Origin of the sequence: Methylobacterium oryzae (assembly GCF_036441375.1) — a bacterium.
Classification (GTDB): domain Bacteria; phylum Pseudomonadota; class Alphaproteobacteria; order Rhizobiales; family Beijerinckiaceae; genus Methylobacterium; species Methylobacterium oryzae_A.
In genome coordinates this window covers 782,048-805,864 of sequence record NZ_MLCA01000010.1, presented here as the reverse complement: position 1 = coordinate 805,864, position 23,817 = coordinate 782,048, and the positions used below count along the sequence as shown (strand labels likewise).

18 protein-coding genes, 1 tRNA gene and 5 pseudogenes are annotated in these 23,817 nt (G+C 59.6%); 9 read left to right on the top strand and 15 right to left on the bottom strand.

The window, feature by feature from the left end:
* Positions 1–34: 34 nt before the first annotated feature.
* Positions 35–840, bottom strand: a protein-coding gene (locus MOTC310_RS22235) for an IS5 family transposase (protein ID WP_091784875.1) whose coding sequence is annotated in 2 segments (ribosomal slippage) — positions 35–510 and positions 510–840 — 807 coding nt in all. Because the reading frame shifts where the segments join, the coding sequence is not laid out codon by codon here.
* Between the two features lie 180 nt (positions 841–1,020).
* On the opposite strand from MOTC310_RS22235, the pseudogene MOTC310_RS22230 reads away from it, so the two are divergent.
* The 6 genes and pseudogenes from MOTC310_RS22230 to MOTC310_RS22205 form a co-directional block, all read left to right on the top strand.
* Positions 1,021–1,131, top strand: a pseudogene (locus tag MOTC310_RS22230) (NlpC/P60 family protein); the annotation flags it as partial.
* Between the two features lie 98 nt (positions 1,132–1,229).
* Positions 1,230–1,718 carry a TIGR02594 family protein gene (locus tag MOTC310_RS22225; RefSeq protein WP_331303317.1) on the top strand — a complete coding sequence of 163 codons (489 nt, stop codon included), beginning with the start codon at positions 1,230–1,232 and terminating at the stop codon, positions 1,716–1,718.
* An 80-nt stretch (positions 1,719–1,798) separates the two neighbouring features.
* Positions 1,799–2,359 (top strand): hypothetical protein, encoded by a 561-nt coding sequence (locus tag MOTC310_RS22220; protein ID WP_331303316.1) that lies wholly within the window; start codon positions 1,799–1,801, stop codon positions 2,357–2,359.
* A complete protein-coding gene (locus MOTC310_RS22215; RefSeq protein ID WP_331303315.1) occupies positions 2,359–2,607 on the top strand; it encodes a peptidoglycan-binding protein in 249 nt (82 codons plus the stop codon). The genes MOTC310_RS22220 and MOTC310_RS22215 overlap by 1 nt, the downstream gene beginning before the upstream one ends.
* A 211-nt stretch (positions 2,608–2,818) precedes the next feature.
* Complete coding sequence (locus MOTC310_RS22210; protein ID WP_331303314.1) at positions 2,819–3,307, top strand: hypothetical protein; 489 nt, start codon at positions 2,819–2,821, stop codon at positions 3,305–3,307.
* Positions 3,307–3,690, top strand: coding sequence for a hypothetical protein (locus tag MOTC310_RS22205; protein ID WP_331303313.1), 384 nt, complete (start codon positions 3,307–3,309; stop codon positions 3,688–3,690). The genes MOTC310_RS22210 and MOTC310_RS22205 overlap by 1 nt, the downstream gene beginning before the upstream one ends.
* Before the next feature lie 317 nt (positions 3,691–4,007).
* Here MOTC310_RS22205 and MOTC310_RS22200 read toward each other — a convergent pair whose 3' ends face one another.
* From MOTC310_RS22200 to MOTC310_RS22160, 8 genes and pseudogenes are all read right to left on the bottom strand, one after another.
* Positions 4,008–4,676: a hypothetical protein gene (locus MOTC310_RS22200; RefSeq protein ID WP_331303312.1), complete on the bottom strand. Its 669-nt coding sequence runs from the start codon at positions 4,674–4,676 to the stop codon at positions 4,008–4,010.
* A gap of 282 nt (positions 4,677–4,958) precedes the next feature.
* Positions 4,959–6,100 (bottom strand): IS3 family transposase gene (locus MOTC310_RS22195; protein ID WP_331303311.1). Its coding sequence is split into 2 segments (ribosomal slippage): positions 4,959–5,833 and positions 5,833–6,100, totalling 1,143 coding nucleotides; the frame shifts between segments, so codons are not numbered across the junction.
* Positions 6,101–6,481: 381 nt separating this feature from the next.
* Entirely contained in the window at positions 6,482–7,225 is a 744-nt protein-coding gene (locus MOTC310_RS22190; RefSeq protein WP_331303310.1) for a class I SAM-dependent methyltransferase, read from the bottom strand.
* A 664-nt stretch (positions 7,226–7,889) separates the two neighbouring features.
* A complete protein-coding gene (locus tag MOTC310_RS22185) occupies positions 7,890–8,621 on the bottom strand; it encodes a class I SAM-dependent methyltransferase (protein WP_331303309.1) in 732 nt (243 codons plus the stop codon).
* Between the two features lie 231 nt (positions 8,622–8,852).
* On the bottom strand, positions 8,853–9,995 hold the full coding sequence (locus MOTC310_RS22180; protein WP_331303308.1) for a glycosyltransferase family 61 protein: 1,143 nt from the start codon (positions 9,993–9,995) through the stop codon (positions 8,853–8,855).
* Positions 9,995–10,600 (bottom strand): hypothetical protein, encoded by a 606-nt coding sequence (locus MOTC310_RS22175; protein WP_331303307.1) that lies wholly within the window; start codon positions 10,598–10,600, stop codon positions 9,995–9,997. Before MOTC310_RS22175 ends, MOTC310_RS22180 begins: the two co-directional genes overlap by 1 nt.
* A 2-nt stretch (positions 10,601–10,602) precedes the next feature.
* Positions 10,603–11,382 carry a class I SAM-dependent methyltransferase gene (locus MOTC310_RS22170; RefSeq protein WP_331303306.1) on the bottom strand — a complete coding sequence of 260 codons (780 nt, stop codon included), beginning with the start codon at positions 11,380–11,382 and terminating at the stop codon, positions 10,603–10,605.
* A gap of 551 nt (positions 11,383–11,933) precedes the next feature.
* A pseudogene (locus tag MOTC310_RS22160) lies at positions 11,934–12,302 on the bottom strand (IS701 family transposase); the annotation flags it as partial.
* A 184-nt stretch (positions 12,303–12,486) separates the two neighbouring features.
* On the opposite strand from MOTC310_RS22160, the pseudogene MOTC310_RS22155 reads away from it, so the two are divergent.
* Positions 12,487–13,262, top strand: a pseudogene (locus tag MOTC310_RS22155) (IS256 family transposase); the annotation flags it as partial.
* 52 nt (positions 13,263–13,314) lie between these two features.
* Here the strand turns inward: MOTC310_RS22155 and MOTC310_RS22150 are convergent.
* Positions 13,315–14,711: pseudogene (locus tag MOTC310_RS22150) on the bottom strand (transposase).
* An 86-nt stretch (positions 14,712–14,797) separates the two neighbouring features.
* Here MOTC310_RS22150 and MOTC310_RS22145 point away from each other — a divergent pair.
* Positions 14,798–15,253, top strand: a pseudogene (locus MOTC310_RS22145) (transposase); the annotation flags it as partial.
* Between the two features lie 338 nt (positions 15,254–15,591).
* Positions 15,592–16,875, top strand: coding sequence for a hypothetical protein (locus tag MOTC310_RS22140; protein ID WP_331303305.1), 1,284 nt, complete (start codon positions 15,592–15,594; stop codon positions 16,873–16,875).
* A 973-nt stretch (positions 16,876–17,848) separates the two neighbouring features.
* Here MOTC310_RS22140 and cysC read toward each other — a convergent pair.
* The 5 genes from cysC to glgX form a co-directional block, all read right to left on the bottom strand.
* Positions 17,849–18,529, bottom strand: coding sequence for an adenylyl-sulfate kinase (cysC, locus tag MOTC310_RS22135; protein WP_331303304.1), 681 nt, complete (start codon positions 18,527–18,529; stop codon positions 17,849–17,851).
* A gap of 540 nt (positions 18,530–19,069) precedes the next feature.
* Positions 19,070–19,294 (bottom strand): helix-turn-helix domain-containing protein, encoded by a 225-nt coding sequence (locus MOTC310_RS22130; protein WP_331303303.1) that lies wholly within the window; start codon positions 19,292–19,294, stop codon positions 19,070–19,072.
* Between the two features lie 793 nt (positions 19,295–20,087).
* Positions 20,088–20,882, bottom strand: a complete 795-nt coding sequence (locus MOTC310_RS22125; RefSeq protein ID WP_331303302.1) for an ABC transporter permease — start codon at positions 20,880–20,882, stop codon at positions 20,088–20,090.
* A 398-nt stretch (positions 20,883–21,280) separates the two neighbouring features.
* Positions 21,281–21,370: transfer RNA gene (locus MOTC310_RS22120), tRNA-Ser, on the bottom strand.
* Positions 21,371–21,511: 141 nt separating this feature from the next.
* On the bottom strand, positions 21,512–23,782 hold the full coding sequence (gene glgX / locus MOTC310_RS22115; protein WP_331291279.1) for a glycogen debranching protein GlgX: 2,271 nt from the start codon (positions 23,780–23,782) through the stop codon (positions 21,512–21,514).
* Positions 23,783–23,817 lie beyond the last annotated feature (35 nt).

The window sequence follows — 23,817 nt, the reverse complement described above, 5'->3', positions numbered from 1 at the left end:
CACGCCTTGATACGCAACTGTAGTATTAGAGCGCCTAACAGAACCGTCTGATCTGGTTGAGGGTGATGAGGCTGGCAGCGAGGCTTGTGAAGGCTTCGTAGATGTCGGCGCGTCGCTCGTAGCGCACCGGCAACCGGCGGAAGCGATTGAACCACGCGTGGGTGCGCTCGACGACCCAGCGGTGACGCCCGAGTTTCTCGCTGCTCTCGATGCCTTTGCGGGCGATGCGCGGCACGATCCCGCGGGCCCGGCATTCCTGCCGCCTCACCCTGGCATCGTAGGCCTTGTCGGCGTGCAGCTTGCTGGGCCGCCGGCGCGGTCGCCCGCGCCGTCCGCTGCTCAGAGGCGGGATGGCGTCGAGCGTCGGGGCCAGCATCGGGCTGTCGTGCCGATTGGCCCCGCTCAGGCAGAAGCTGAGCGGCGTGCCACGCGCGTCGGTGATGAGGTGGCGCTTCGTGCCCGGCTTGCCCCGGTCCGTCGGGTTCGGGCCGGTGGCAGAGCCCCTTTTTTCGCCGGAACAGACGCGCTGTCCAGGCTCGCCCGACTCCAGTCGATCTCACCCGCCGCGTGCAGGCGCTCCAGCAGGACCTGATGCAGGCGCCCCCACACCCCCGCCTCCTGCCAGTCGCGAAGCCGGCGCCAGCAGCTCATCCCGCAGCCGCAGCCCATCTCGGCCGGCAGCATCTCCCAGGGCAGGCCGGAGCGCAGCACGAACAGGATCCCGGTCAGCGCCGCTCGGTTCTCGATCGGACGGCGCCCGCCCTTCGGGCGTGGCCGGGGCGGCGGCAGGAGCGGGGCGATCACGTCCCAGAGATCGTCAGGTAGAAGTGGGCGAGCCATGTCGGACAACGCCTGACCCACCTACCCGTGCCCGTTCTGTTAGGCGCTCTTAATCCTCGTACTCTGTCCTAGCAACTATCCTCGCCGTCCGGCCGTGAACGCGGGCAGAGCTGACATTCCAATGCTCGTGCCGGCCCGCGGGCGCTGACTTTTCGCACTCCCTGACATCGTGAGGACGACATGACCGTGGAGGAAATCCAGCGGGCTCTGATCGCGCGCGGGTACGACCTCGGCAAGGCGGGGGCGGCCGGCGATGCGGGCCCGAAGACGATCGCGGCACTGGCCGCGTTCCAGAAGGTGGCCGGGCTGCACGCGGACGGCATCGCCGGACCGCTGACCCAGAAGGCGCTCGGCTCGGTCGACTTGACCCAGCAGAAGGCCACGTCGACATGCCCGGCTGGCTGGCGCTGGCAAGCCACGAGCAGGGCACCCACGAGGGCGTCGGCAAGGCGAACAACCCGAAGGTGGTGGCCTACTTCAGGGATGCGGGCTTCCCGGGCATCAAGGACGACGCGACCTCCTGGTGCGCGGCGTTCGTCGGGGCCATGCTCGAGCGCTCCGGTCACAAGCCGTCCGGCAGCCTCGCCGCCCGGTCCTACGAGGGCTGGGGCATCGGTCTGAAGGGACCCGTGCTCGGCTGCATCGCTACCAAGAAGCGCGGCAACAGCTCCTGGCAGGGGCACGTCTTTTTTATCGTCGGGGCCGACAAGACGCACGTCTACCGGCTCGGCGGCAACCAGGCCGACGCGGTGAACGTGGCGACGTTCAAGCGGTCCGAGATCACCTCATTCCGGTGGCCGGCCGACGTGCCGATCCCGACCGGCGCGAAGCTGCCGACCAGGGTGGCAGGTGCGAAGGCCGGCGTCAGCGAGGCCTGACCCAAGTTCCGCGGATTCCGCGGTAGTTCGACCCGAGCCGGCCGGGCCCGCCGAGCAACCCACGATAATCGAGACCCGACATGAACCGCTTCCTTCGCAGCGGCGCGCTCGCCTGCGCGCTCGCCATCGCCGCCGCGCCGGTGCTGATGCCGCTGGCCGCCCATGCCCAGACGGCCACCACCGTCGCCCAGCCGGCCACGGACACCGCCGTCGTCACGGTGCCGCTCGGCACGTGGCTGGCCTCCTATGCCGCCGGCATCCAGGAGATCATGGACTCGCTCGTCATGGGCCTGATCGCCTTCGGCTGCCGGAAGCTGCCGGCGGCGCTCGGCACGGTGATCAAGGGGGTCCTGACCCAGCAGCTCGTCGAGCGCGCCATCGCCTTCGGGTTCAACACGGTGCAGGGCGCCGCGGCGAACATGAAGCTGGACGTCGACGTGCGCAGCACCGTCCTCGCCAACGCCCTGAACTACGCCGTGCAGCACGCGCCGGAGTGGTTCATCAAGTGGGTCGGCGGCACCTCCGCGATCCGCGACCACATCATCGCGCTGCTGCCGCAGGATCCGGACGCCTCGCTCGCGCACGCCACGCCGACGGCGGTGGGCCCGACCACCGCTGACCCGGTCAGGTCGCTCGGCTGATGTTCAGCCTTTCAGCCCTGCTGAGCACGCTGCTCGGCCTCCTCGCGCGGACGTTCTCGGACGCCATCGTGAAGGAGGTCGACAGCCTGCGACACGATCAGGATCAGCGCGACCTCGGCGCGGCGCAGCAGGCGAACGCCTCCACGCTGGTCGCCGAGGCGCAGGAGGCCCGGGCGCGCGCGGCCGCCGACGCCGCAGCGGACGGCCCGGATGACGACCGTGACATCCTCCCGGAGGCGACCTCGTGACCTGCATCGGCTTCGCCCTGGGGCTCGCGATCCTGCACTGCGATCTCGCCCAACCCGCGGTCCCGGCCGCCCGGCTCTGCCAGGTGATGACATCGCCCGTGCAGTACGCGCGCACGGACGACCCACGGACCCGGCGTCGGCTGCGGGCGCTCAATGCCGCTTGGCGCTCGGCGTGCGGAGAGCGGCCCTGATGCCACACAGGAACCCGCTGATGGCGGCGCATCCAGCCGGGCCGTACAGCACCTATCGACTGTTCGAGTGGTGCATGGCGACGATGATGATCCTCATCGCCGTTACCCTCGTGATGCCTGGCGACACGATGGAGCGGTCGGCGCTGAAGCCGATCGCCGACATGGGCTTCACCGAAGAGAACATGGCCCTGTTCTTCGGCGCAGTCGGTGTCCTGCGCGCTATGGCGCTCTACCTGAACGGGCACTTCAACAACATCGTGGTCGGCCCGAAGGGAGCCTACATCCGTGCCGCCTGTGCGGCCGGAGGCTGCTTCATCATGGGGCAGCTGACAGGCGCCTTGATCTTCGAGGCGTTCAAGGGACCGGAGGCGCCGAGCTTCGTCATCCCTGTGTTCGGCACACTGGCCGGCTTCGAGGCGCTCTCCGTCTACATCGCCGCGCTTGATGGGGTGGCTCGCAAGAGCCGAATCGGCAAGGCCCTGGACCAGCTTGAGAGGATGGTTGGTTGATGGATGCGTTCCTGACGTTCCTGGCCAACATCGTCGCGACCCAGCAGTTCTTCCAGGTCTTCGTCGGTGGCTGCACCATGTGGCTGATCGGCTGGATGGTGACGCGCGGTCGCAATGACAAGGAGAGCCTGCCGGCCCCCGCTGCTGGCACGATCGCCGACGTGCCGGCGGTCCCGTTTGCCCAAGGCCCGCGCGAGGTTCTGGACATCATGCGCGAGCAGCGGGACATGGATCGCCGCCGCACTGAGGACAACACCCACATCCGTGAGTGCGTGCGGGTCATCAAGGAGGAGACAAAGAGGCAGACCGAGCTACTTCAGGAGATCGCCGAAGATCAGCGCCTGGAACACCGCCTCAACGCCGAGCGCCAGCACCGGCACTGATGCTCTGGACCCATGCCGGCGAGACCATGATGTGGGTCGGCCTCGGCCTTGCGATCGGCCTGTTCGTCGGCGGCTGGGTCGCGGACCGGCAGCGGCCGCCGCCCGGCTAACCGGAACTGCCGGCCTGCTTGCGGGTCTACCCAGCATCCCTGATGCAATCACCTCCAGCCCCGCCGGCACTGCCGCGCGGGGCTTTTTCGTGCCCGTCGCCGCGGTACGATACGCGCGGATTCGGCCTCGCGCTTCCCGAAGCTCGGATCTGGGAAGGCACGCCTGGTCCACCGGCGCGGGCTTTTTCAAGTTTGATCCACTTTTGCTCAGATCACAGCACGTCCAAGTTCATACCCATCACCCGCTCGCCGGACGATGACGGTGTTGGGCTGCGACTGAGCGGGAATTGGATCAAATTGAAATTTGAATCCATATCTTCCGTTGCCGATATTTTCCTCTAAAAGATCGTCCCTGAGCTGATCTGCTTTTATGCGACCAACAATAATCTCATCAACGAAGATGTGGATCTCCGCCGGTGTTTCTGACGAGCGAAGCGGCAGCGCCCAGCCGCGGACGTAAGTGTGCGTAATCTCGTCGACGTAGCCCTGCAAGACGGGGTCTGAGCCTGGCGCTTCAGGCCCCGAGAGGAGCTTCACCGGCTCGGTGGTAGAATTGGGCCGCGGAGCCGGCGTCGCAGGATCCTTGAGGTAGCCGCCACGACCTTCCGAGAAGCCGGCATTCAGGAAGTGCAGCAGCGGGTTGTAGTCCCTCGCCGCGACGTCTGGGTTCGCGGCGAGATAGCCTCCTGTGCTGAAACCCGCGCTCGGATCCCGGCCCTCCCTCCAGCCAGCGAGGAGATAATGGCGCAACGGGTCCAGACCAGCCGCGCGCACGTCGGGATACCAGTAGAGGTAGTAGATTGGATCGAAGCCGGGCAGCGGTGCTTGGACGAGCGGCGAGCGCTTATCGAAGAGGTTAGGCAGGCGCAGCTTCATTGGAGATCCGAGATCAGGCGACCAGCGCTCGATCCATCATCACGCGCTGCGCCGCAAGCCCCAACTGATCGGTCCCGGCCCGGGACGGCTCGCCCGCCGGTGTCGGCACGGCGCGGTAACCGCCGACGGCCATCCTGCCCCTGACCCGAGTTGCGTATCGGCTCGGCTCACATGCTGGTGAGATCGGACGCTCCCCCGCCCCGTGAGCAGATTGGGCAGTTGACTGCGCAGAGCCCGGAACATCTGACCTGACCGTTATTTTGGACCGAGCCGAGTGGAAGGCTACTGCATGGTAGCGGCCATGGGTAGCCGGAAGGCCAGATCTGGGAAGCTGACCGGCGCGGGTGGCCGATAGCCAAGCGACGAATGCGGTCGGACGCGGTTGTAGGTGGATTGCCATAGGTCAATCACGATCTCCGCCTCCTTCAGCGAGTAGAAGATCTCTTGGCGTAGGCACTCGTCGCGCAGCTTGCCGTTGAAGCTCTCACAGTACCCGTTCTCCCACGGCGAGCCGGGTGCGATGTACTGGATCTGCGAGCCAGCTTTGGCGACCCACTTGCGCAGTGCCTTCGAGATCATCTCAGGGCCGTTGTCGCAGCGGATGTTCTCCGGGATGCCGTGCAGGCACATGGCGTCGGCCAGCGCCTCGATCACGCCGACGCTGTTGATACGCCGCGCCACCTTCAGCGCGAGGCAAGCCCGGCTGTGCTCGTCGATCAGCGTCAGGATGCGCAAGCTCCGGCCGTCGTGGGTCTGAGCCTGCACAAAGTCGAAGCTCCAGACATGGTTGCGGTGGAGCGGACGCAGCCGCACGCACGAGCCGTCGTTCAGCCAAAGCCGGCTGCGCGGTCGGTGCTTCTGCGGGACCTTGAGCCCCTCGCGACGCCAGATGCGCTGAACCCGGTCCTTGCCCACCCGCCAACCGTCTGCCTGCAGCAGCGCGGTGACGCGGCGATAGCCATAGCGTCCGTACTCGGACGCCAGGGCGATGATGGCACGGGTCAGCGCATCCTCGTCGGCCGGTACCGTCGGCATGTAGCGCTGCGTGCCCCGGTGCTGTCCGACGATCCGGCAGGCGTGACGTTCCGAGAGGCCGTACTTCTCCCGGATCCCGTCCACCGCCTGTCGGCGTCGCTCGGGGGCTACAAGTTTCCCGAGGCGACGTCCGCCAACACCTGCTTTTCCAGGGACAGGTCCGCCACGAGCCGGCGCAACCGCGCGTTCTCGCGCTCCAGGTCCTTCATCTTCCGGGCTTGGTCGACTTGGAGGTCGCCGTACTCCTTGCGCCAGCGTGAGTCACTCTGCTCGGAGATCTCCGCCTCCTTGCACGCCAGCGCTAAGCTTTTGCCTTGTGCCGTCTGCACCTCGATCTGGCGCAGCTTCAGCACGACCTGCTCCGCACTCGTCTTCTGACCTCGCCGCATGTCCGACTCCTTCAGTCCTGGCTGATCCTCTCAATCAGCCCGGTCCAAAGCCAGCCGGTCGGGTCAAAGAGGGCTATCAGAGCCATTAATTGGCCCTCGACGGCCAATCATAACAGCTGCTGCGAGCCAGGACATTGCTGAAACATGGGCTCTAACGCGGTGGGAGATCTAAATTGCACGCCGGATAAAGCACCTGGGCAGATAGATGCCAGATCCGGCTTGCATGGAAAAACCCGATTGAGCGGAATGATGTGGGTATCCCAGACAGTAACGACTATCACCCGTTGCCGAACAGCATCCATCAAACACTGCGACGGCAGCTACTCGAAAATTTAGCCAGGGATCTCATGGCAAAGCTCCGATCGGGGCGCCCGACATCATTCATTTGTCTTTAGCGATCACCTTAAAGCCAGAAAGCATGGAATACTTCCACTTGTGGTGCAGCTCCTCTCCGAATAAGATATCAATATATTCGCGATATTTCTTAAGCACAATTTCATGTTCGGAGAATGTGGTCAAAAACAGTTTATTTTGAAATATAAGGAACGGCGCCAGCCGCCGATTATGAAATTCCATATATCTGAAATAACCTTCAGTGACCGAAGGCCAGTGATAGCCGAAGAAATCGTCTAAGGCGACAATACCAAACGGCGTAAGATTGTCCTGAGCAATATTCAAGTCATTGATAACGTGTGCGACAGTGTGGCCACCATCGACAGAGAAGAGCCGCACTCTTTGGCCACTCAAACGCTCTCTGAGATCGGTCGGCGACAGCGACATGCTGTCGACCTTCCAAATATCAACGCTATTCCTCTTTTCAGGGAAAACGTTAGCCAAATGACCTTCGAATGTGGCGAGTGATCCCTTGCCACTTTTATCGACATTAAGATGTTGATCATCGAAAATATCCATCGCAAGGCATTTCTCGTTGCCGGTCGCGATTGAAATCAAGATAAAAAACAGCGCCCCGTGATGTATCCCAACCTCCGCGATGGCTCCAGAGATCGAATACTCTTTATGAAGCTTTCCTGCAAAATCAACTATATGGTGTATTTGATCGCCTACCCAGCCCTGGACATTATCAAGTGCGCGGCGGTTAGCATCCAATACTTTATCGTCGATCATTGTCGGTGTGATCCCATCTCGTGATCTGGCGCAGTGGGCAGAGAGTTTGATAAGGCCCGCTAGCTCGTGGACGCAGTCTATTTGCCGATAGATATTTCGACAAGAGACCAGGCGCGTTTCTCGGATCGCAATCGTTCAAAGGGCGATGAAATCGTGTTCATTGTGCCTGCCCTTCCTCCGTTGCTGATGCATCAACGTCTCTAAGATTGTTGGAATGACATGGCCGCTGATCTCGACCGAGCCACGTTCTTAGCTGCGCCGCATAAGACCCCGTTCGCCGGCATCCTCGAGCAGTCACAGGTGAGCGGCACGAACGCAATGAGAGATATGGTGCCGCTGCTAATGGCGGCCGTAGATCTGGCGTCTCGCATCAACGTTGCGCATTACGTGACTGGCGGTGCGCTCGGCAACATTCGACTGATTAGAAGGATGCTTTACGGAGCTGCGGTATAACACCCTGAGCGCTGTTCCAGGTGACTTGGGGCATGCAAGGCTGGTCCGGCGCGTTCTACGCTTCTCTTCAGAAATAACTTCCAGCCCCGCCGGCGACCACCGGACGGGGCTGTATTACCCAGAGTACTGGCCGCCCGCGAATCAGCACAAGCGCGCTGTGGCCCGGAGTGATACTAAAGCTAGCGCTATCAACTAGGTCTTTTCGGGCCTTTTATATACGAAAGTACGAGCTCTGGTTGAAGTTGGAAATAATCGCTTCTGCGGAATAAATCACTCGATTGCTGTAAAAATCTTCCATTGCATCGGCATTGTTCGGAACGTCCCTCCACTCGTTAATGATCTCGTTATATCGGTCTTCAAGTATAGTCGACGAAGGATCGAGATTAGAGATACAGATAAGACCAGTTGGAGCGCAGTCGACAGCGGTGATCTGGAGGTCAGGACGATACTTCTCTAGGATCTTAACCACCTTCCAGACATCGCCAGTCCAAGCCGCGGCGTGAGGCCCCGGGGTTCGAGCGGCATAATTGTTTACGCGCTCAATCATTTCGCTGTTAAAAGGCAAGCAGTCATGTAAAGCAATCACAGAGGATTTCCTGCAGTTACGTTCCGTATTGTAAACGTCACGCAGCAGATATTCGAACAGATGCATTCCGTCCAGAAAAGCGAAATCGATACCGCCGGCCGCTTTCAGTGCATGTGAGTGATCGCGGAAGAATGCATCACTTGTCATTCGATATAGATGAAGCGCCTGCTTGTTAGTCGTTGGATCAACACTTAACATAAAGCCCGGGTCCACCCCATATGCAGTCTTCACGGCAATGCGTGATAATGCCAGCCCCTGCTGAACTCCTACTTCCAAATAGACCTGTGCTTCACGTGCCGTGACAAGATGGGACATAAATTGACCATATTCCATGCCTTCCCAGGGGGAGCTACGCATTGCAATCTCTCGTTTTTTGGGTTGCACTAGTTAGAAGTGAACGTCCCTTTTGGGCACTTTGCCACATTTGCTCGGAGGCGTACGGACAAAGGACTTATAGCTCTGTCCAATCTGTGAGTTGTGGCCGTCGTTCTCTAAAGCATTAGCTGGTTGCGAACTTGACCGGTATGGATTGGTACGATGGGCGCAGGATTCGTAGGTTCCGCAACGCTATGCCCCAATCCCAACGGCTTACAACAGACGCTCCAAAACCACGCGGAGGAGCCGTTCGTCAACCTTAAACGCCGTTTCCCAAGACCTCGAATTGAACCCATCTAACGCCTCTCCAAACAGATAGCTGATCTGGTGTCCGCGTATTGTTGCTATCGATGTTTGTAGATAATTAAAAGTCTGGTTCGATTGAATCGTAAGCACTGTTGCATTAGATCCAGTAAAGACTGTATTATGAAGTCCTGAGCCCCCATAACCCACTATATGGGTCGCGGAGCTAAAGATCTCGATTTGCCTTTTCCAACCGACCGCGCCGGGATCAACGAGGGTGTAACCCATCTCGCGAGCTACATCTTCCACAAGATCATTATCTACGACCGGCCGCGGGTCGCGGGCCCGGGAAGATCGGGTCACGAATATTTTGTTAGAAATGGCCGCTGCGTTGGAGACAGAGTCGCTTCTTTCTATAGAATTTATCAGCTGATCATATACAATGTTGGCGAAGGGGTTGAGCCAATATTGATTGGCGTGCGCGACACTTGGAATGATCAACCTCTTGCACTTTATGATCTCATGCTTGTCAATCTTGACAATTTTATCGGCTGATATGCCGAGCTGGCAAAGCATCTCGATCTGGTAGGCAGGGGTAGCCGCGGAAACGACATAAACACTGCTGTCATCAGCAACGCGTTGCGCTAAAGGCACTTTTGGCAATATCTCAAGCAGCCAATGCCCGTGAACAACATCGCCGCGTCTGATTAAAAGCACGGCACTATCAAGGTCGTTGCCTCTCACATAATCCCGACCTAGCCTAAAATCGTTGTTGTCGACCCGAGCGTCTTTGAAATAGTCGAAGCTTCCAATTTCTTCTTTTGGCATCGTAAGATTGCGATCTGAAAGTATATTGCCGCCTTTTTCTACCAATCCGTAGCCAATGATCGAACAATCCTCAACGGTCATGCAGCCCGCCTCGGGTATTGCCAAAATTTTGTTACAGTAAAAATTCGCAACACGATCAAACGCGATGGCGCCTGCGATTACAGAAGGATCGGCCATATTCAGTGTGCGTGTGGGGAAAAAATTTAACCACTGTACAGTGTCATTGATGCTTCGTGAAATAAACTCAGGTTTCTGAACTATCCTGTAAGCCAGATTTTTGTCCATTACTCCTCGACCCCCCACGAAACGCAGGATAAAGTCTCACTCTGTTGGAACTCCGAGATCGCCAATTTTGTAACTGGATAATTGGTGCTGGCCTTCAGGTAGTTGAATAAATTCGATGAGCTTTCGTGAATTAGTATGCCGCACTTAGGTATGTCAACATCACTAAAGCAATCACGGAAGCTGTCCGCATCAGCGAATGCAACAACCGACCTTATGGATCTCGCGTCTTCCGGCTCAAAGTCATCAATATATTTAAAAGCACAGCTCATTTTTGACTCAATGCGCTGATACAGCTCATGCGCGGCCAGCCCGAACGTCGTTCCTCGATTTGCCAGCATCAAACAGGGCTGATGGTTCCAAGTTAAATAATCGATGAATTTGATCAGGGTAGCAATCTCATGAAGCTCCTCGTGGCAACACATTTGGGCCACTCGGCGAGCAGATTGAATCAAGATTTCAGTTTGGTGGGAGCCTATATCCGGACGATTTACAACTAGGCCTATCGTCGTGTCCCTGCGATGAAAGGCATACTCGTAGGGGACGTCGTGGGAGGCGCGGAATGCCGATCGTGATTTATATGCTCGGATGGCGACATTAATGTTCATTATTATCTCGCAGCAGTTTGACGGTCATATCCAAACTGCACTCGAAGGTCGGATTTTATGATCCTCTTTAGGCGGTCTAGATTCCTAAGTTCGGAATTCAAGGATTTTACGGATTTCAGGTAATCTATAAAGATGGACGAGAAATCAATTGGCTTCAAAATTTCCGATTGTCTTGAATGCATTTCTTCGTAGTCGATACATGCATGTTCGGCGCAAATCTCCTGAAAATCAGTATGGAGTTTGGTATTGGGCGCATCCAAATTGGAAATCAAGAGCATGCCGGTTGGGGGTACATTCAAAACAACAACGAACAAGTCGGGCCGGTGCTGTCTAAGGGCAATTGCAATGCCAAATACGTCACCTGTCCATCCGTCGGGCTGAGGTTCGCGCATCGCCATGCGCGCTGTTTGCGGAAGGACATCGTGAATGCATACAACCGTTGCGGGGTGACTATATTTTTCGACGTTCATGAAGTCTTGAAGGGTGTTTTCGAAAAGATGAACGCCGTCGAGTAAGGCCAAATCAATAGGTCTACCGCATGTGTACCGTAGCAGATCGTTTTTCAGGAAGAAATCGGCACTTGTTTCGTCAAACATTTGTACATTTTCATTTAACATGCCCGTAAATGATGGATGGGGCGCAATTCCGATCGCGACATTTGAGGACATGTTGATCCGCGTAGGGGACTCAACACCGATCTCAACGTAGACTTTGGGCGCAATTTCACGATGCAGGGCCTCTAAGAGGCCGATATAATCGACGCCTTGCATAGGTTCTTCCATCGAGCGTGACCGATTTTCATAAGCGCTACCTTAAGGGTTCACGCTGCGGTCTTTCAGGCGGCTGGCTCCAATGATGCGGTAAGCAGCGTGGATCCTTATCGAAGGCAGGCATAGCGTTGTTAACGGCACTATGCCATACCCAAAGGCAAGGGATCACATCGGTCTCACACTTGGTGAGACCATGCAACTTCGGTCAGCTTTGATCGACATGCCGGAAGGATCGCTTCACTGAGTTCCTCTCGCAGCTTCGTCAAACTCGGGTTGCTGGGCTGATGCCGCCAGAGAAGGGCCGAGAGCGTACGTTGCAGGTCCTGCGGTCGCGTTGTGGCCTTTGGCCGGCACGCCTCGACCAGGGGCTCCAGCTCAGATTATTGCGCGTCACTCAGCATCATACCTCCTGCTTTGCAGAGAGGAAAACGCGAGCCTCGCCAGCCCGTTCGCGCGACAACAGGCACTAGCATTACGGTTGCATTTTCGCCCTGAGATGGGCCTGTCGAGCGGTAGCTTGGTGTGCGCGTCGCCAAGCTGACCAAGCGAGCACGAAAGCGGGTTCAATGCGCCGTTGCGCCAGCCTCATCGCCACGCGCCGGATCTCCTGGATGGACTGCGGCACCTGCGAGCTTGGCGATGAGCGTCGTTTTCGGGGGCGGCCCGTTGGCCAGCCGGCGCACCCGCGCCAGTATCGCGAAGGCCAGCATCACTAGGTTGACGTGCCGGTGCCAGCCGTACCATGAGCGGCTCTCTACCCTCACCAGCGTCTCGACCGGGGTACCGGCCGAGCACCAGGTGGTGTAGTACGCCAGCGCCCCATCCGATAGGCTGCGCCGCACCAGCAGGCCGCGCGTCCATAAGCTCTGATCGGGCGCGGCGTCGAGTGCGTCGGCCCGGAGCGTGGCCAGCGGTGGATAGGCCCAGTCGTACGGCCAACCACGGCGCTACACAGGGTCGTGTCCCTGGAGGTGGTGTAGCTCGCCGGTAGCGGGAGAGCCCGCCTGCGCGCCCTTCACAGCGCTGTAGCAGGCGGGCTCTCTCGCGGGGTGGTCATCGGCGGTTGCCGGGTAGGGTCGGGTTGCGAGCACCAACCTCGAACCCGAGATACCCCCGATGACCGACGAGATGATGGCCCTGCGCGGGCTGATGGAGAAGAGCGCCGACACAGATCTCCTGCGCGAGATGATCGGCTTTGCGGCCGAACGCCTGATGGAGCTGGAGGTTGGTGGCCTGACCGGCGCGGCCCATGGCTAGAAGAGCGCAGAGCGGCTGGTCCAGCGCAACGGCTACCGTGACCGGGATTGGCAGACGCGGGCCGGCACGGTCGAGCTGCGCATTCCGAAGCTGCGCAAGGGCAGCTATTTTCCGGGCTTGCCTCTCGCCGCGACGCATGGCTGAGAAGGCGCTCACGGCTGTGATCCAGGAGGCCTACATCCAGGGCATCTCGACCCGCTCGGTTGATGACCTCGTCCAAGCCATGGGTGGTACGGGCGTGTCGAAGAGCCAAGTCAGCCGGCTCTGCCAGGAGATCGACGAACGGGTCGGCGCGTTCCTCGACCGTCCGCTCGAGGGCGAGTGGCCCTACCGGGAACCCCATCGCAGCAGGCTGCGATGGGAGCCCGCTCTGGATCGACGCGACCTACGTGAAGGTGCGCCAGGACGGACGCATCGTCTCTGTCGCCGTGATCGTGGCGGTCGGTGTGAATACTGACGGCCGTCGCGAGGTGCTTGGCATGGATGTCGGCCCCTCCGAGGCCGAGACGTTCTGGACGGACTTTCTCCGCAAACTGGCGCGCCGGGGCTTGCGCGGGGTCAAGCTGGTGATCTCGGACGCCCACGAGGGCATCAAGGCGTCAGTGGCCAAGGTCATGAACGCGACCTGGCAGCGCTGAAGCGTGGGGCTGTTGAAGAACACGCCTTCGAGTTTGACCCGGTGTTCGCTCAGAGGCGCGCTGGCCGGATCAGCCTGGGCGGCCCAACGACGAGCACGATCCACCTCGCGTCCGTCAGCGCCCGTCCTGCCGACCCGAGAACAAGCCACAAAATCGCGGCCGCGAGCCGCTTCAGGTTCACAGCGGATGCCGTCAGGAAGGCCTGGATGCGCATGTTCTGCAGGCCGCGCCGGACGGCGCGGGCCAACCCATGCCAGGTCTTCGCCTCGCCGTGGAAACCCTCGGACCGCCAGCGGTGTCGCTGGTAAAGGCGCTTGTCCTCCTCCGACCAGCGTTCGCGCCGGCGGCGCGCCCGCAGCAGCGCTGGGTAATCCTCGCTGATCACGATCGCCTTGTTGACGCGCCCCTTGGACAGGCACAGGGCGGCCAAGTCGCATCCTTTGCAGTCGCGGGCCTTCGAGTAGAAGAAGCGCCCATGGGCGACGAGCCGTGTCGGTCTTAGGATGCGCCCGCGTGGGCATTTGACGATGTCGTGTCGGGCATCGTAGCGAAAGCGGCGCAGCGGGACCGGGCTGCGGATCGGCTCGGCCTTGGCCGGTATGACGGCATCGATGCCGCGTCGCTCCAGGCCACCGTAGACCTTGGCATAAGCGTAGCCGGCATCCGCCGTCGCCGTCACGATGGCCTGCCCGGTGGTCACCGCGGTTGTGTCGAGGCGCTCCAGGATGACCTGTCCCTCGTTCAGCTCGCCGGTGGTAATTTCCACATCAAGCACGATGCCCCGGACGTCATCGACCACCGCGCGCTGCTGTAGGTCGGCTCCAGACGGCGGTTGCGGCCATTGGTGGCCATCGTCGCGTCCGGGTCAGTTGTACTGACTTTCTTGTAGCGGCCAGTCTGCTTCGTATTGCGTTCGATAATCGGGGCTTCGTCGCCATTGACCTCGGCGACCCCCTCGACATGCCGAGCGACCAAGCTCTCCCAACTCACGTCGGCTCGGATCAGCGAGGCGTCGACATGCACAACCTCGCCCTTGGCGATCCCCGCCGCGATGCAAGCCCGTACGGTGCGCTCGAAGATGCTCCGGAACCGATCCGCGCCCCAGCGCTGCCGAATGCGGGTCAGCGACGAGTGATCCGGCAGCGTCTCATGGAGCCCGTATCCGGCGAACCACCGGATGGCGAGATTGACCTGTGCCTCGCGCAGTAGGCGACGATCGTGGACGATCCCCATGAGGAAGCCGGCCAGCATCAGGCGGAGGGCAGCTTCCGGGTCGATGCCGGGCCGGCCGTTGCCGTGGCAGTACAGATCGGCCACAGCGCCGCGCAGCCATGACAGGTCGAGCACTCGGTCGACCCGGACCAGAATGTGATCGTCAGGAAGCAGTTGCCGCAGCGAGCCGGTGATGAACAGCTCGCCCTGATCGCGTTCTTTGTGCCCCAGCATGCCGGCCTCCCGACCACCGCCTCCGCAGTGAATCAGCCGATCCAATCGCTCGCAAAGCTCTGAAGGGGTTTATCAACAGCCCCTGTGTCCACTTCATGCGCAACGTGCTCGCCCATGCCGGGCGCAGCGGGCGGCGTGTCGTCTCCGCCTTCATCGCCACCGCATTCGCCCAGGACGACGCCGAGGCGGCCCGCCAGCAGTGGCGGCGCGTGGCTGATCAGCTCCGGCCGAAGGTCCCCAAGCTCGCCGCCCTGATGGACGAGGCTAGGCCGGACGTGCTGGCCTACATGGGCTTCCCCACCCAGCATCAGGTCAAGCTGCACTCCACGAACCCGCTGGAACGCCTCAACGGCGAGATCAAGCGCCGGACCGAGGTGGTCGGCATCTTCCCCAACGAGGCGGCCATCACACGCCTCGTCGGCGCGATCCTGCTGGAACAGAACGACGAGTGGGCCGTCCAGCGCTCCCGCTACATCACTCTGGATAGCATCGCCCCGATCGGCGATGATCCCCTCGTCAGCCTGCCGACCCTGGCAGCCTGATCAATCCGGCCCCGGCCGGTGATCGTGGTGGCCACGCCGAAGCTACACCACGCCAGGGGACACAACCCTACACAGCCGCTACCGGGCCTTCATTTATGGTCGAGCGTGTAGCTTGTAGCCGCTGATGGTAGCACCTTCAATTTGCCTGCATAGAAGCTCAGCTTCGGCCCCGATAGCGACCGACGTTTGTCCAGGCGTGCAATTAGCCGGCCTTGCCAGAAGCTGCGATCAGCGGCCATAGTTTCCACTTCTGCGGGGGCTGGGCACCTCTCTTTCGTCTAGGCCTGCTGAACTAGTCAGCAGGATTAGAATGCAACTGTTTGGTGGAGTATTATAGCGTGTCTGGCCAAAATCACGTTCGTCCTGATGAAAGCGCAACTGGAATTGATCGACAGCAGCCAGTTGACATTCGTAAGATTTCACTTTTGCATTTAAAAAAAACGTCAGGTACGTCAGTTTATCGACAGCTTCGCGATGCTATTATGCCAGGACTGATTGCTCCATGGAATGCGGAATTTTCGCAGGCAAAGCAATTCTCTGTCCTGGGCGGGCACTACAGTGCCGAAAGTATCTTTGAACTGAATGGCACAAATATTTGCTTTTTGCGAGATCCGATTGGTCGAGTAGTCTCACAATACAATTATGTGCAGACGTTATCAGATTTCGAGATTTTTCGAAACAACGACCGCGGCGCCACGGCCATGCGCTCGTTAAAATTTGAGGATTGCCTGGAGTCGGCGGACCCTGCTGTAATGAAGGATACCTCTAATTACTACTGCAAATCATTTTTTGGAGATAATTACGACAGATCTGAGGTATTCTCTGAGGAGGGCTTGTTAACTGCCCGAGCATGGATGGTCTTAGACCATATAGATTTTTTTGGCTTCAAGGAAACCTTCGAAGTCTCTGTTTCCGACCTAATGGGTTTTCTTGGTCTTAGTCAACCAATGAAAATATATAAGGAAAAGGACATTCGGAATCTAGACAAAAGCAGTCGGCAAATCGACAGCCTGAAAACGCTTGAAGCACTTTCTGAGAAAATTGCAGCGCTTAATTCAGATGATATCGCTCTTTTTTCCAACATCGTCCCGCGTAAAGTTCCTGGTCATGCGCCACAGCCCAATGCAACACTAGGGGCATTTCCAGAAGCTAGGCCTGGTTACAAGTTCAATTTTCACGGTAAAGTTGATCCGTTTATAAATATCTTATATCTAGGCTGGTATGACGTAGAGCAAGGCGTTTGGTCGAGAGGAAAAGCTGCAGAATTGGCTTTTTTTAATACCGGTGACGCGAGTGTAATATCGTTTGATATCGAGTTGCCGTTGCATCCTAACTTGTTGTCGGAAGTGATTACGATAACAATCAACGCTCGACAACGTTACGTTTATCACGCAATTCGATCACACGCCTCAATAAAGGTAAGAGGTATGAGCGACGACGATTTTGTTGTTTCCATTGGTGCTTCCGGTGTTGTGCGTCTGAATGTTCCAGTAAGTCACCTCCTCCCCTCTTTATGCCACGTTGTTGTCTCAACCGATAATCATTTTGTGCCGTCGGCTTACGGTGATTCTGGAGATGATCGAGAGTTAGGGTTCAAACTGCATGGGATCGAAATTTTTTAATGCTCTATAGCCGTGTTCTTCAACCAGCCGGTCTCGAGCATTCGGATATGTGGATGACAGAGAGATTGTAGGTATAGGTTTAGCCGCTGGTGGCTCTGTGTGTTGAAGAGCCACTCTTTTAATTTCAGGCGAATGCCGAAGCTGGCATCTCCGGCCTTCCGATCGCTGTCGCTTCCTGCGTGGCCAGACTGTGCGCTTATCTGCACACGCCGTGCCATGCGGCACAGAGTTGCTGGATGAGGAAGAGCTAGTCGAGGGGTTCGCCACTTCCCAGGAACAGAACGTTCCCAACGAAGGTGGGAACCAAAACCAATAGCGGAAGCCAGATTTTGGCGAGGCGTATCGCGGCTCGGACGGTTTTGGCGAGCTGTCCAGACTTTCGCTGGCGCTCAGGTTTGAGCGCCGCTGTTCGGTCTCGTCCACGCTGCCGCCGCACGTGCGGACCAAAGTGCATGTGCAGGCCGACTTACCTGCATGATCGAGGTCTGATGGAAGACCGGCCGCGACATCGGGTTCTACAACCCGACCATCCGACCGCTATTGAAGGCGAGGGTCGAGTTCGAGGCGACGCGCTTCGAGTGGCTGACGCACGAGGTGCCTCTGCCGGACTGAGTGTGCGTAAAGCATGGCGTAGGCTGCCGCCACGGAGCACCAGTGCTTCAAGCCGACGACGCTTACTGACCGTTGTCAGCCTTAAGAGTCATCGCTTCTCGGGCTGTTCCTCGCTAGGGACGAACACGCGCACAACTTCGGAGGTGGAATGCAGACGGATTAATGCTTCTGAACCGTTCTCTACAGGCCAGACCTTAATTATTGTGCCCTGAACTCTGCCGTCATCTGATCGGTAGTCTTGTCCGAGCTCCAGGTGCTTTCGCATAAACTTCATAGATGGTGCCTGACATCGCTTTTGCGCGCGCAACTCAGGCGAAACTTAGATGTTTCTGAACGTTTCCACTATGGATCGCCATTTGTTTTAAGCTGCTTTCGATGCCAAATCGCGATCAAGATCTCGTGAGTTTGAGTCCAAATCAATCGTTGATCTAAGACTTGAGTTACCCATCAACCTAGAGATGATTGATGTCGCTGATTGTTCAATCGTTCGTCCGTCGGTCGAAGCGACCAGATCAGGTGCTTCAGGAGTTTCGTACGGGGAGGAGATGCCGGTAAAGTTCGCTATTTTTCCGGTGCGGGCTTTAAGATAAAGCCCTTTTGGATCGCGTCCTTCACAAACCTGAAGCGGCGTATCAACAAAGATTTCGAGAAAAGGGATGTCGCCTGCGATGCAACGCGCCATCGCGCGCTCTCGGCTGAAGGGGGAGATCAGTGAGACGATTACCACTAAGCCAGCGTCAGCCATTAGGCGAGCAGTCTCGGCCGCCCGACGGATGTTCTCGATGCGGTCAGCGTCGGTGAAGCCCAGGTCGCTGCTGAGGCCGTGACGCAGATTGTCCCCGTCTAGCACCATGGTGTGGCGCCCGGCCTCGATCAGCGCACGGTCTACGGCATTGGCAATGGTCGACTTACCAGCGCCGGATAGGCCGGTGAACCAGGCAATCACCGGGCGCTGTCCTAGGGTGCGCCACCGCTCCTCACGAGGTTGCAGCGTCTGCCAAGTCAAGTTGCGGTTTTCCATGCCGTCAGGTTGCTTGTCCATCGATCTGCCAGTCTCACAACTTGTAGGTAGGCTACACGTTTCTGTGATGATAGATGTGTTAAAATTGGCACGGGGACGAATTAGATTTGCGGCAATCTGAGGGCGCGAGCGTGTGAACTTCACGATGGAGTCTGTCACCGCGTCAAGTTCCAGCGACTATTGCTGCTCGTTGCGCCGTCTTCTTCTATACGTATCGGCGCGCGGGCGGCATGCGTGGTGCGCTCTCGTCCAGAAATGCCGGCGAGGTCAGCGATCCCAGCGGCAGCCGAGTGCCCGGACGTGTGAGCGGCCAGGTGTCGCGTGCCTTCGTGCTGGAGCAGTCTGGCGCTTTAGGGCGGTGAGGTCGTTGGCATGGTGTTACCCCATTGAGACGGTTATGCGTGAGTGTGCCACGTCAAGCCCCTCGTCCATGAACCGGTCCGGTATGTCGTATCAATTTTCTCGACGGTCTGGCATGTAGCCGCCTCATCAATGCCGAGACCGGGCGAATCTGTCTAGGAGGCGTCTTATATCTGGATCGCTGATGCGCGAATTGCGTCCTCAGCCCGGCGCCATCAATGCCGCAGTCTTCATGCCGAGGTCGATCCCGAGAACGGCTAGGATGCGCGAAGCGTGCTGCTCACCTCCAAGGCCACGCTCCAGTTTGCTGATTGAGCCTTGCGAAATGCCGAGCTGACGGGCGAGATCGTTCTGCGAAAGCCCTAGCCCGCGACGCCTGTTGCGGATGAGCAGACCGACAGGCAAAGGCTCGCGATAGTTGCTCATGGTTTTACCGCCCGCCGACGGCGCTTGGGCGGCAGGGCCTTGTCGACAATGCTCTTGATCATCTGGATGATCGGCTCAGCTGGCGTCCGTAGGTTGTCTCGCACGAGCCCTCGACGAGAGCTCTAATGTGCTTCAGCGCTTCTGTCGGCTCCATCGGAGGCGGGAAATCGAGCTGTGCTGCCATGGCGGCGGCCTATCGCCATTCGCTCAGAAGGTTCGATGAGGCCAAGTCGCGCGACCATGGCGATCTGATCTCCACTGCTCAAACCCTCGCTGTCGACGATTTAGAGTGCGAAGCGGCCGCTCACTGACTTGACCGAATGGCCGGCGAAGATCGGGACCTCTGCGGCCTCCGTGACGAGGTCGTATTTGCTCATACCTTCACCGGCTGTGCCACCAGAATCAAGATCCCGATCTTGTTGCGCTTCCAGGCCGGCTCGTTCGTGATCAGCGCCTCGGCCGCGCGGGTGCTCGTACGGACGGTCTCAGCGAGGTTGAGTGTTCAGCCCTTCGCAAGTGGGTAAGCCTCGGTCGCTAAATCCGTAAGCACCTGGTCGGTCTCCTGACATGAACCTTCGGCACCCTTTCGCAAGTTGGAGCGGGTCGGAGACTCTTTGGCCGCTCCGGCGGACTATTGCAGGCCGCCGGGCGAGTTCATGAGTCTGAGGCGCACAGCTGGAGCCTTAAGACCTCGAACGGCATTGATATTGTCACTTGGGGCGATAACACACCGGCTGCCGAAGCGATTGCCGCGGTCACCCTGCCGGTTCGTTGCCCATATCGGTGCAGCGCTCTAACCGCTCAACTTGCTAACGACGTGCTTGATTAGGAGTAACCCTATAGTAGCCGAAGTTAAGGCGAACATTACCACGTAAAGCCCATCCACGTGGATGCCGGCGTATGGATAATATGCTGATCTAACCCATTCGGCGCATTGAAGCGCTGGATTGTACTTCATCCAATAGTAAATTTTATCCGGCATATAACTTGGTAGAAACATCACGCCGCTAGACACGTAGAGGAGAATACTAAATAGCGCGTACCCAATCATCCATCCTGGGAAGAAGCCAATAATAGCCACGTTGATAGTTCCGATTCCAATCCCGAGCAGGATGGCGGCTACATATCCACACATAGCGGTAAATGGATCCGCCGGTATGGGATTTGTGCCAATCGCAACCAATACCGAGACAACTACTAAAAGTGCTAGAAAGCCCGTTACGATCTCGACAAGAATACGAGACAGGACAACGTCAAATAATTTTACCTGAGGGTAGTAGGTCAATGGCCGGTTCATGATCACCGACTTCATGACTTCACGAGACACGTACTGGAAAACTAGAACCGGAACTGCACCGGTCGCAAAAAACAAGGCTCTGTTGTCACCCAGAGGTGCGGCAAGTTTCTGAAACGTATAGATTGCGATCAGCACGAAAACGTGAACGCAGGGCCAGAGCACGACTACGGCATATCCCCACAGCGACGCCCCAAATCGGGTTCGCATGTCTCGAAGGATCAGGGCGTGTAGAACGTGCAGATACGACTCGCCAGGGGTTTTCTCGTAGCGAGCTGCGATTGGAAGTTCCATGGTACCTAGCCTCGATCGGTCGGTAGCGATCTGGGCAAAAAAGCGGGCGAAAGTGCGTTGACGGAGCGTCAAACGGTTGCGTGGCCGTCCCAGGACGCGGCCGCCGTGTCATGCTGCGGACCAGCTACCGGCCCGTTGCACCGTCGCCGGTAAGCCTCTCACATTAAGCTAAGGGGCTCGCCGTCCGATAGGCCCTGGCACGTCGGGAGAGATCCTTCGAACGGTCCGCCGCCTCTTCAAGCCGAACCGATGAGCGAATCAGACCAAAATCCGCATCATCTGATGGGAGGTTCGCCGTCCAGGATGGAGGGATCGACGCCGGATCGTATTCATTGGTGGGGCAGCTGGTGGGGTAGGAGCACTAGATCGGAAAATTATTCAACAAAATCAATGCTAATTGGCGGAGGGAGCGGGATTCGAACCCGCGATACCGTTTCCGGTATACACACTTTCCAGGCGTGCGCCTTCAACCACTCGGCCACCCCTCCGTCCGCGAACCGGGCACCCTGGCGCGCAAGGGGCGCGCCGGGCGCGGCCAGGGCCGCGCGGTGCCGTGCTGTTAGCCGGGTGCGCCGTCCGGCGCAAGGCGCTGACGGCCGGGCGATGCGAAAACCGCCCGGCCGCGTTCCTTACCCTTCGGCGTCGTCGAGGTGGAAGCGGACATGCTCCACGTTCGCCCGCTCGAAGGCTTGCATCACGTGCTGGTAGGAGCGCTCCATGGCGTTGTCCTCTACGCCCGGGCTGTCCTCGGGCTTCAGCACGAACATCAGGAGCGAGCGCCCGGTCACGTCGTAGCCGGAGCCGAACTTGAAGCTCTCCACGTCCTGGCTGTCGGGCAGGTTGGTGTCGAGGAGACGCGTCCAGGCCACGCCGCCGACCGATTCCGGCAGCGTGAACGTCACGAGGTCGTGGTAGGCGTTGAACATGATCAGCAGGGTCGCGTCGCCGCCGCGGCGGTGCAGACCGGTGGCCTGGGCGCGCCCGTCGAGCTGGACCGCGAAGGCCCGGGCCTCGCCGTCCGACCAGTTCTCGCCCGCCATCTCGCTGCCGTCCGGCCGCAGCCACGTCACGTCCTTGACGCCGAACTCCTCGTCGTACTGGCCGGTCAGGAACCGCCCGCGGCTCAGGATCGGCAAGGCGTTGCGCAGGATGATCAGGCGCTGGGTGAACTCGGCCAGATCCCGCTGCTCGTCGCCGATCGCCCCCCAGTCGAGCCAGGAGACCTCGTTGTCCTGGCAATAGGCGTTGTTGTTGCCCTTCTGGGTCCGGGCGAACTCGTCGCCCGCGAGCAGCATCGGCGTGCCGCGGGACAGGAACAGGGTCGCCAGCATGTTGCGCATCTGGCGCAGGCGCACCGCCCGGATCTCCGGATCGTCCGTGGGGCCCTCCACCCCGTAATTGTACGAGAGGTTGTGCGAGTGGCCGTCGCGGTTGCCCTCGCCGTTCGCCTCGTTGTGCTTGTCGTTGTACGAGACCGTGTCGTGCAACGTGAAGCCGTCATGGGCGGTGAGGAAGTTCACCGAGGCCCAGGGCTTGCGCCCGCGCTTGTTGAACTTGTCGGCCGAGCCGGTGATGCGCGCCGCCAGATCCGGCAAGAGCCCGCCGTCGCCCTTCCAGTAGGCGCGGACGTCGTCGCGGAACCGGTCGTTCCACTCGGCCCAGCCCGGCGGGAAGCCGCCGACCTGGTAGCCGCCCGGGCCGCAATCCCACGGCTCGGCGATCAGCTTGACGTTGTTGAGAACCGGGTCCTGCCGGCAGGTGTCGAGGAAGCCGCCGCCCTCGTCGAAGCCGTAGGGCTCGCGGCCCAGGATCGTGGCGAGGTCGAAGCGGAACCCGTCCACCTGCATCTCCTGCGCCCAGTAGCGCAGGGAGTCGGTGACGAGCTGCAGCACCCGCGGATGCGACAGGTTGAAGGTGTTCCCGGTGCCGGTGTCGTTGATGTAGTAGCGCGGATCGTTCGGCAGCAGCCGGTAGTAGGAGGCGTTGTCGACGCCCTTGAACGACAGGGTCGGACCCTTCTCGTTGCCCTCGGCGGTGTGGTTGTAGACCACGTCGAGGATCACCTCGAGGCCGGCGCCGTGGAAGCGCGAGACCATCTCCTTGAACTCGGAGAAGGCGAAGTCCGGCACCGCGGCGTAGCGGCGCGCGGGCGTGAAGAACGAGATCGTGTTGTAGCCCCAGTAATTCACCAGGTCCTTCTGCTGCAGGTAGTCGTCCTGCACGAAGGCGTGGACCGGCAGCAGCTCCACCGAGGTGACGCCGAGGCTCTTGATGTAGTCGAGCACGTCCCGGGTGCCGAGGCCGGCATAGGTGCCGCGCAGCTTCTCCGGCACCCTCGGGTCGAGCTTGGTCATGCCCTTGACGTGGGTCTCGTAGACGATCGTCTTCTCCCACGGGACCAGCGGCTTCTGGTGCCGCCCCCAGGTGAAGGCCGGGTCGATGACGCGGGAGCGGCGCGTGTAGGGGGCGCTGTCGCGCTCGTCGAAGGTCAGGTCGTCGCCCGTCTCCATCTGGTAGCCGAACAGCGCCGGGTTCCAGGTGATCGAGCCGACGAGCCCCTTCGCGTAGGGGTCGATCAGCAGCTTGTTGGGGTTGAAGCGGTGGCCGGCCTTCGGCTCGTAGGGGCCGTGGACGCGGTAGCCGTAGATCGTGCCGGGGCGCGCGTCGGGCAGGTAGCCGTGCCAGATCTCGTCCGTGTACTCGGGCAGCTCGATGCGCTCGATCTCCTGCTCGCCCTGGTCGTCGAACAGGCAGAGCTCGACCTTGGTGGCGTGGGCCGAGAACAGCGCGAAATTGACGCCCAGCCCGTCCCAGGTGGCGCCGAGCGGATAGGGGCGGCCTTCCTGGATGCGCGAGCGGGTCGCGCGGGCCTGCGATGCGGGACGACGGGAATCGGACATGGACACTCCGGAACGCGACCCGCACGGCCACGTGC

Coding starts and splice junctions, on each gene's coding strand:
- MOTC310_RS22225 (WP_331303317.1), top strand. CDS start 1,230: ATGCCCGGCTGGCTGGCGCTGGCAAGCCACGAGCAGGGCACCCACGAG.
- MOTC310_RS22220 (WP_331303316.1), top strand. CDS start 1,799: ATGAACCGCTTCCTTCGCAGCGGCGCGCTCGCCTGCGCGCTCGCCATC.
- MOTC310_RS22215 (WP_331303315.1), top strand. CDS start 2,359: ATGTTCAGCCTTTCAGCCCTGCTGAGCACGCTGCTCGGCCTCCTCGCG.
- MOTC310_RS22210 (WP_331303314.1), top strand. CDS start 2,819: ATGGCGGCGCATCCAGCCGGGCCGTACAGCACCTATCGACTGTTCGAG.
- MOTC310_RS22205 (WP_331303313.1), top strand. CDS start 3,307: ATGGATGCGTTCCTGACGTTCCTGGCCAACATCGTCGCGACCCAGCAG.
- MOTC310_RS22200 (WP_331303312.1), bottom strand. CDS start 4,676: ATGAAGCTGCGCCTGCCTAACCTCTTCGATAAGCGCTCGCCGCTCGTC.
- MOTC310_RS22190 (WP_331303310.1), bottom strand. CDS start 7,225: ATGATCGACGATAAAGTATTGGATGCTAACCGCCGCGCACTTGATAAT.
- MOTC310_RS22185 (WP_331303309.1), bottom strand. CDS start 8,621: ATGCGTAGCTCCCCCTGGGAAGGCATGGAATATGGTCAATTTATGTCC.
- MOTC310_RS22180 (WP_331303308.1), bottom strand. CDS start 9,995: ATGGACAAAAATCTGGCTTACAGGATAGTTCAGAAACCTGAGTTTATT.
- MOTC310_RS22175 (WP_331303307.1), bottom strand. CDS start 10,600: ATGAACATTAATGTCGCCATCCGAGCATATAAATCACGATCGGCATTC.
- MOTC310_RS22170 (WP_331303306.1), bottom strand. CDS start 11,382: ATGGAAGAACCTATGCAAGGCGTCGATTATATCGGCCTCTTAGAGGCC.
- cysC (WP_331303304.1), bottom strand. CDS start 18,529: ATGGACAAGCAACCTGACGGCATGGAAAACCGCAACTTGACTTGGCAG.
- MOTC310_RS22130 (WP_331303303.1), bottom strand. CDS start 19,294: ATGAGCAACTATCGCGAGCCTTTGCCTGTCGGTCTGCTCATCCGCAAC.
- MOTC310_RS22125 (WP_331303302.1), bottom strand. CDS start 20,882: ATGGAACTTCCAATCGCAGCTCGCTACGAGAAAACCCCTGGCGAGTCG.
- glgX (WP_331291279.1), bottom strand. CDS start 23,782: ATGTCCGATTCCCGTCGTCCCGCATCGCAGGCCCGCGCGACCCGCTCG.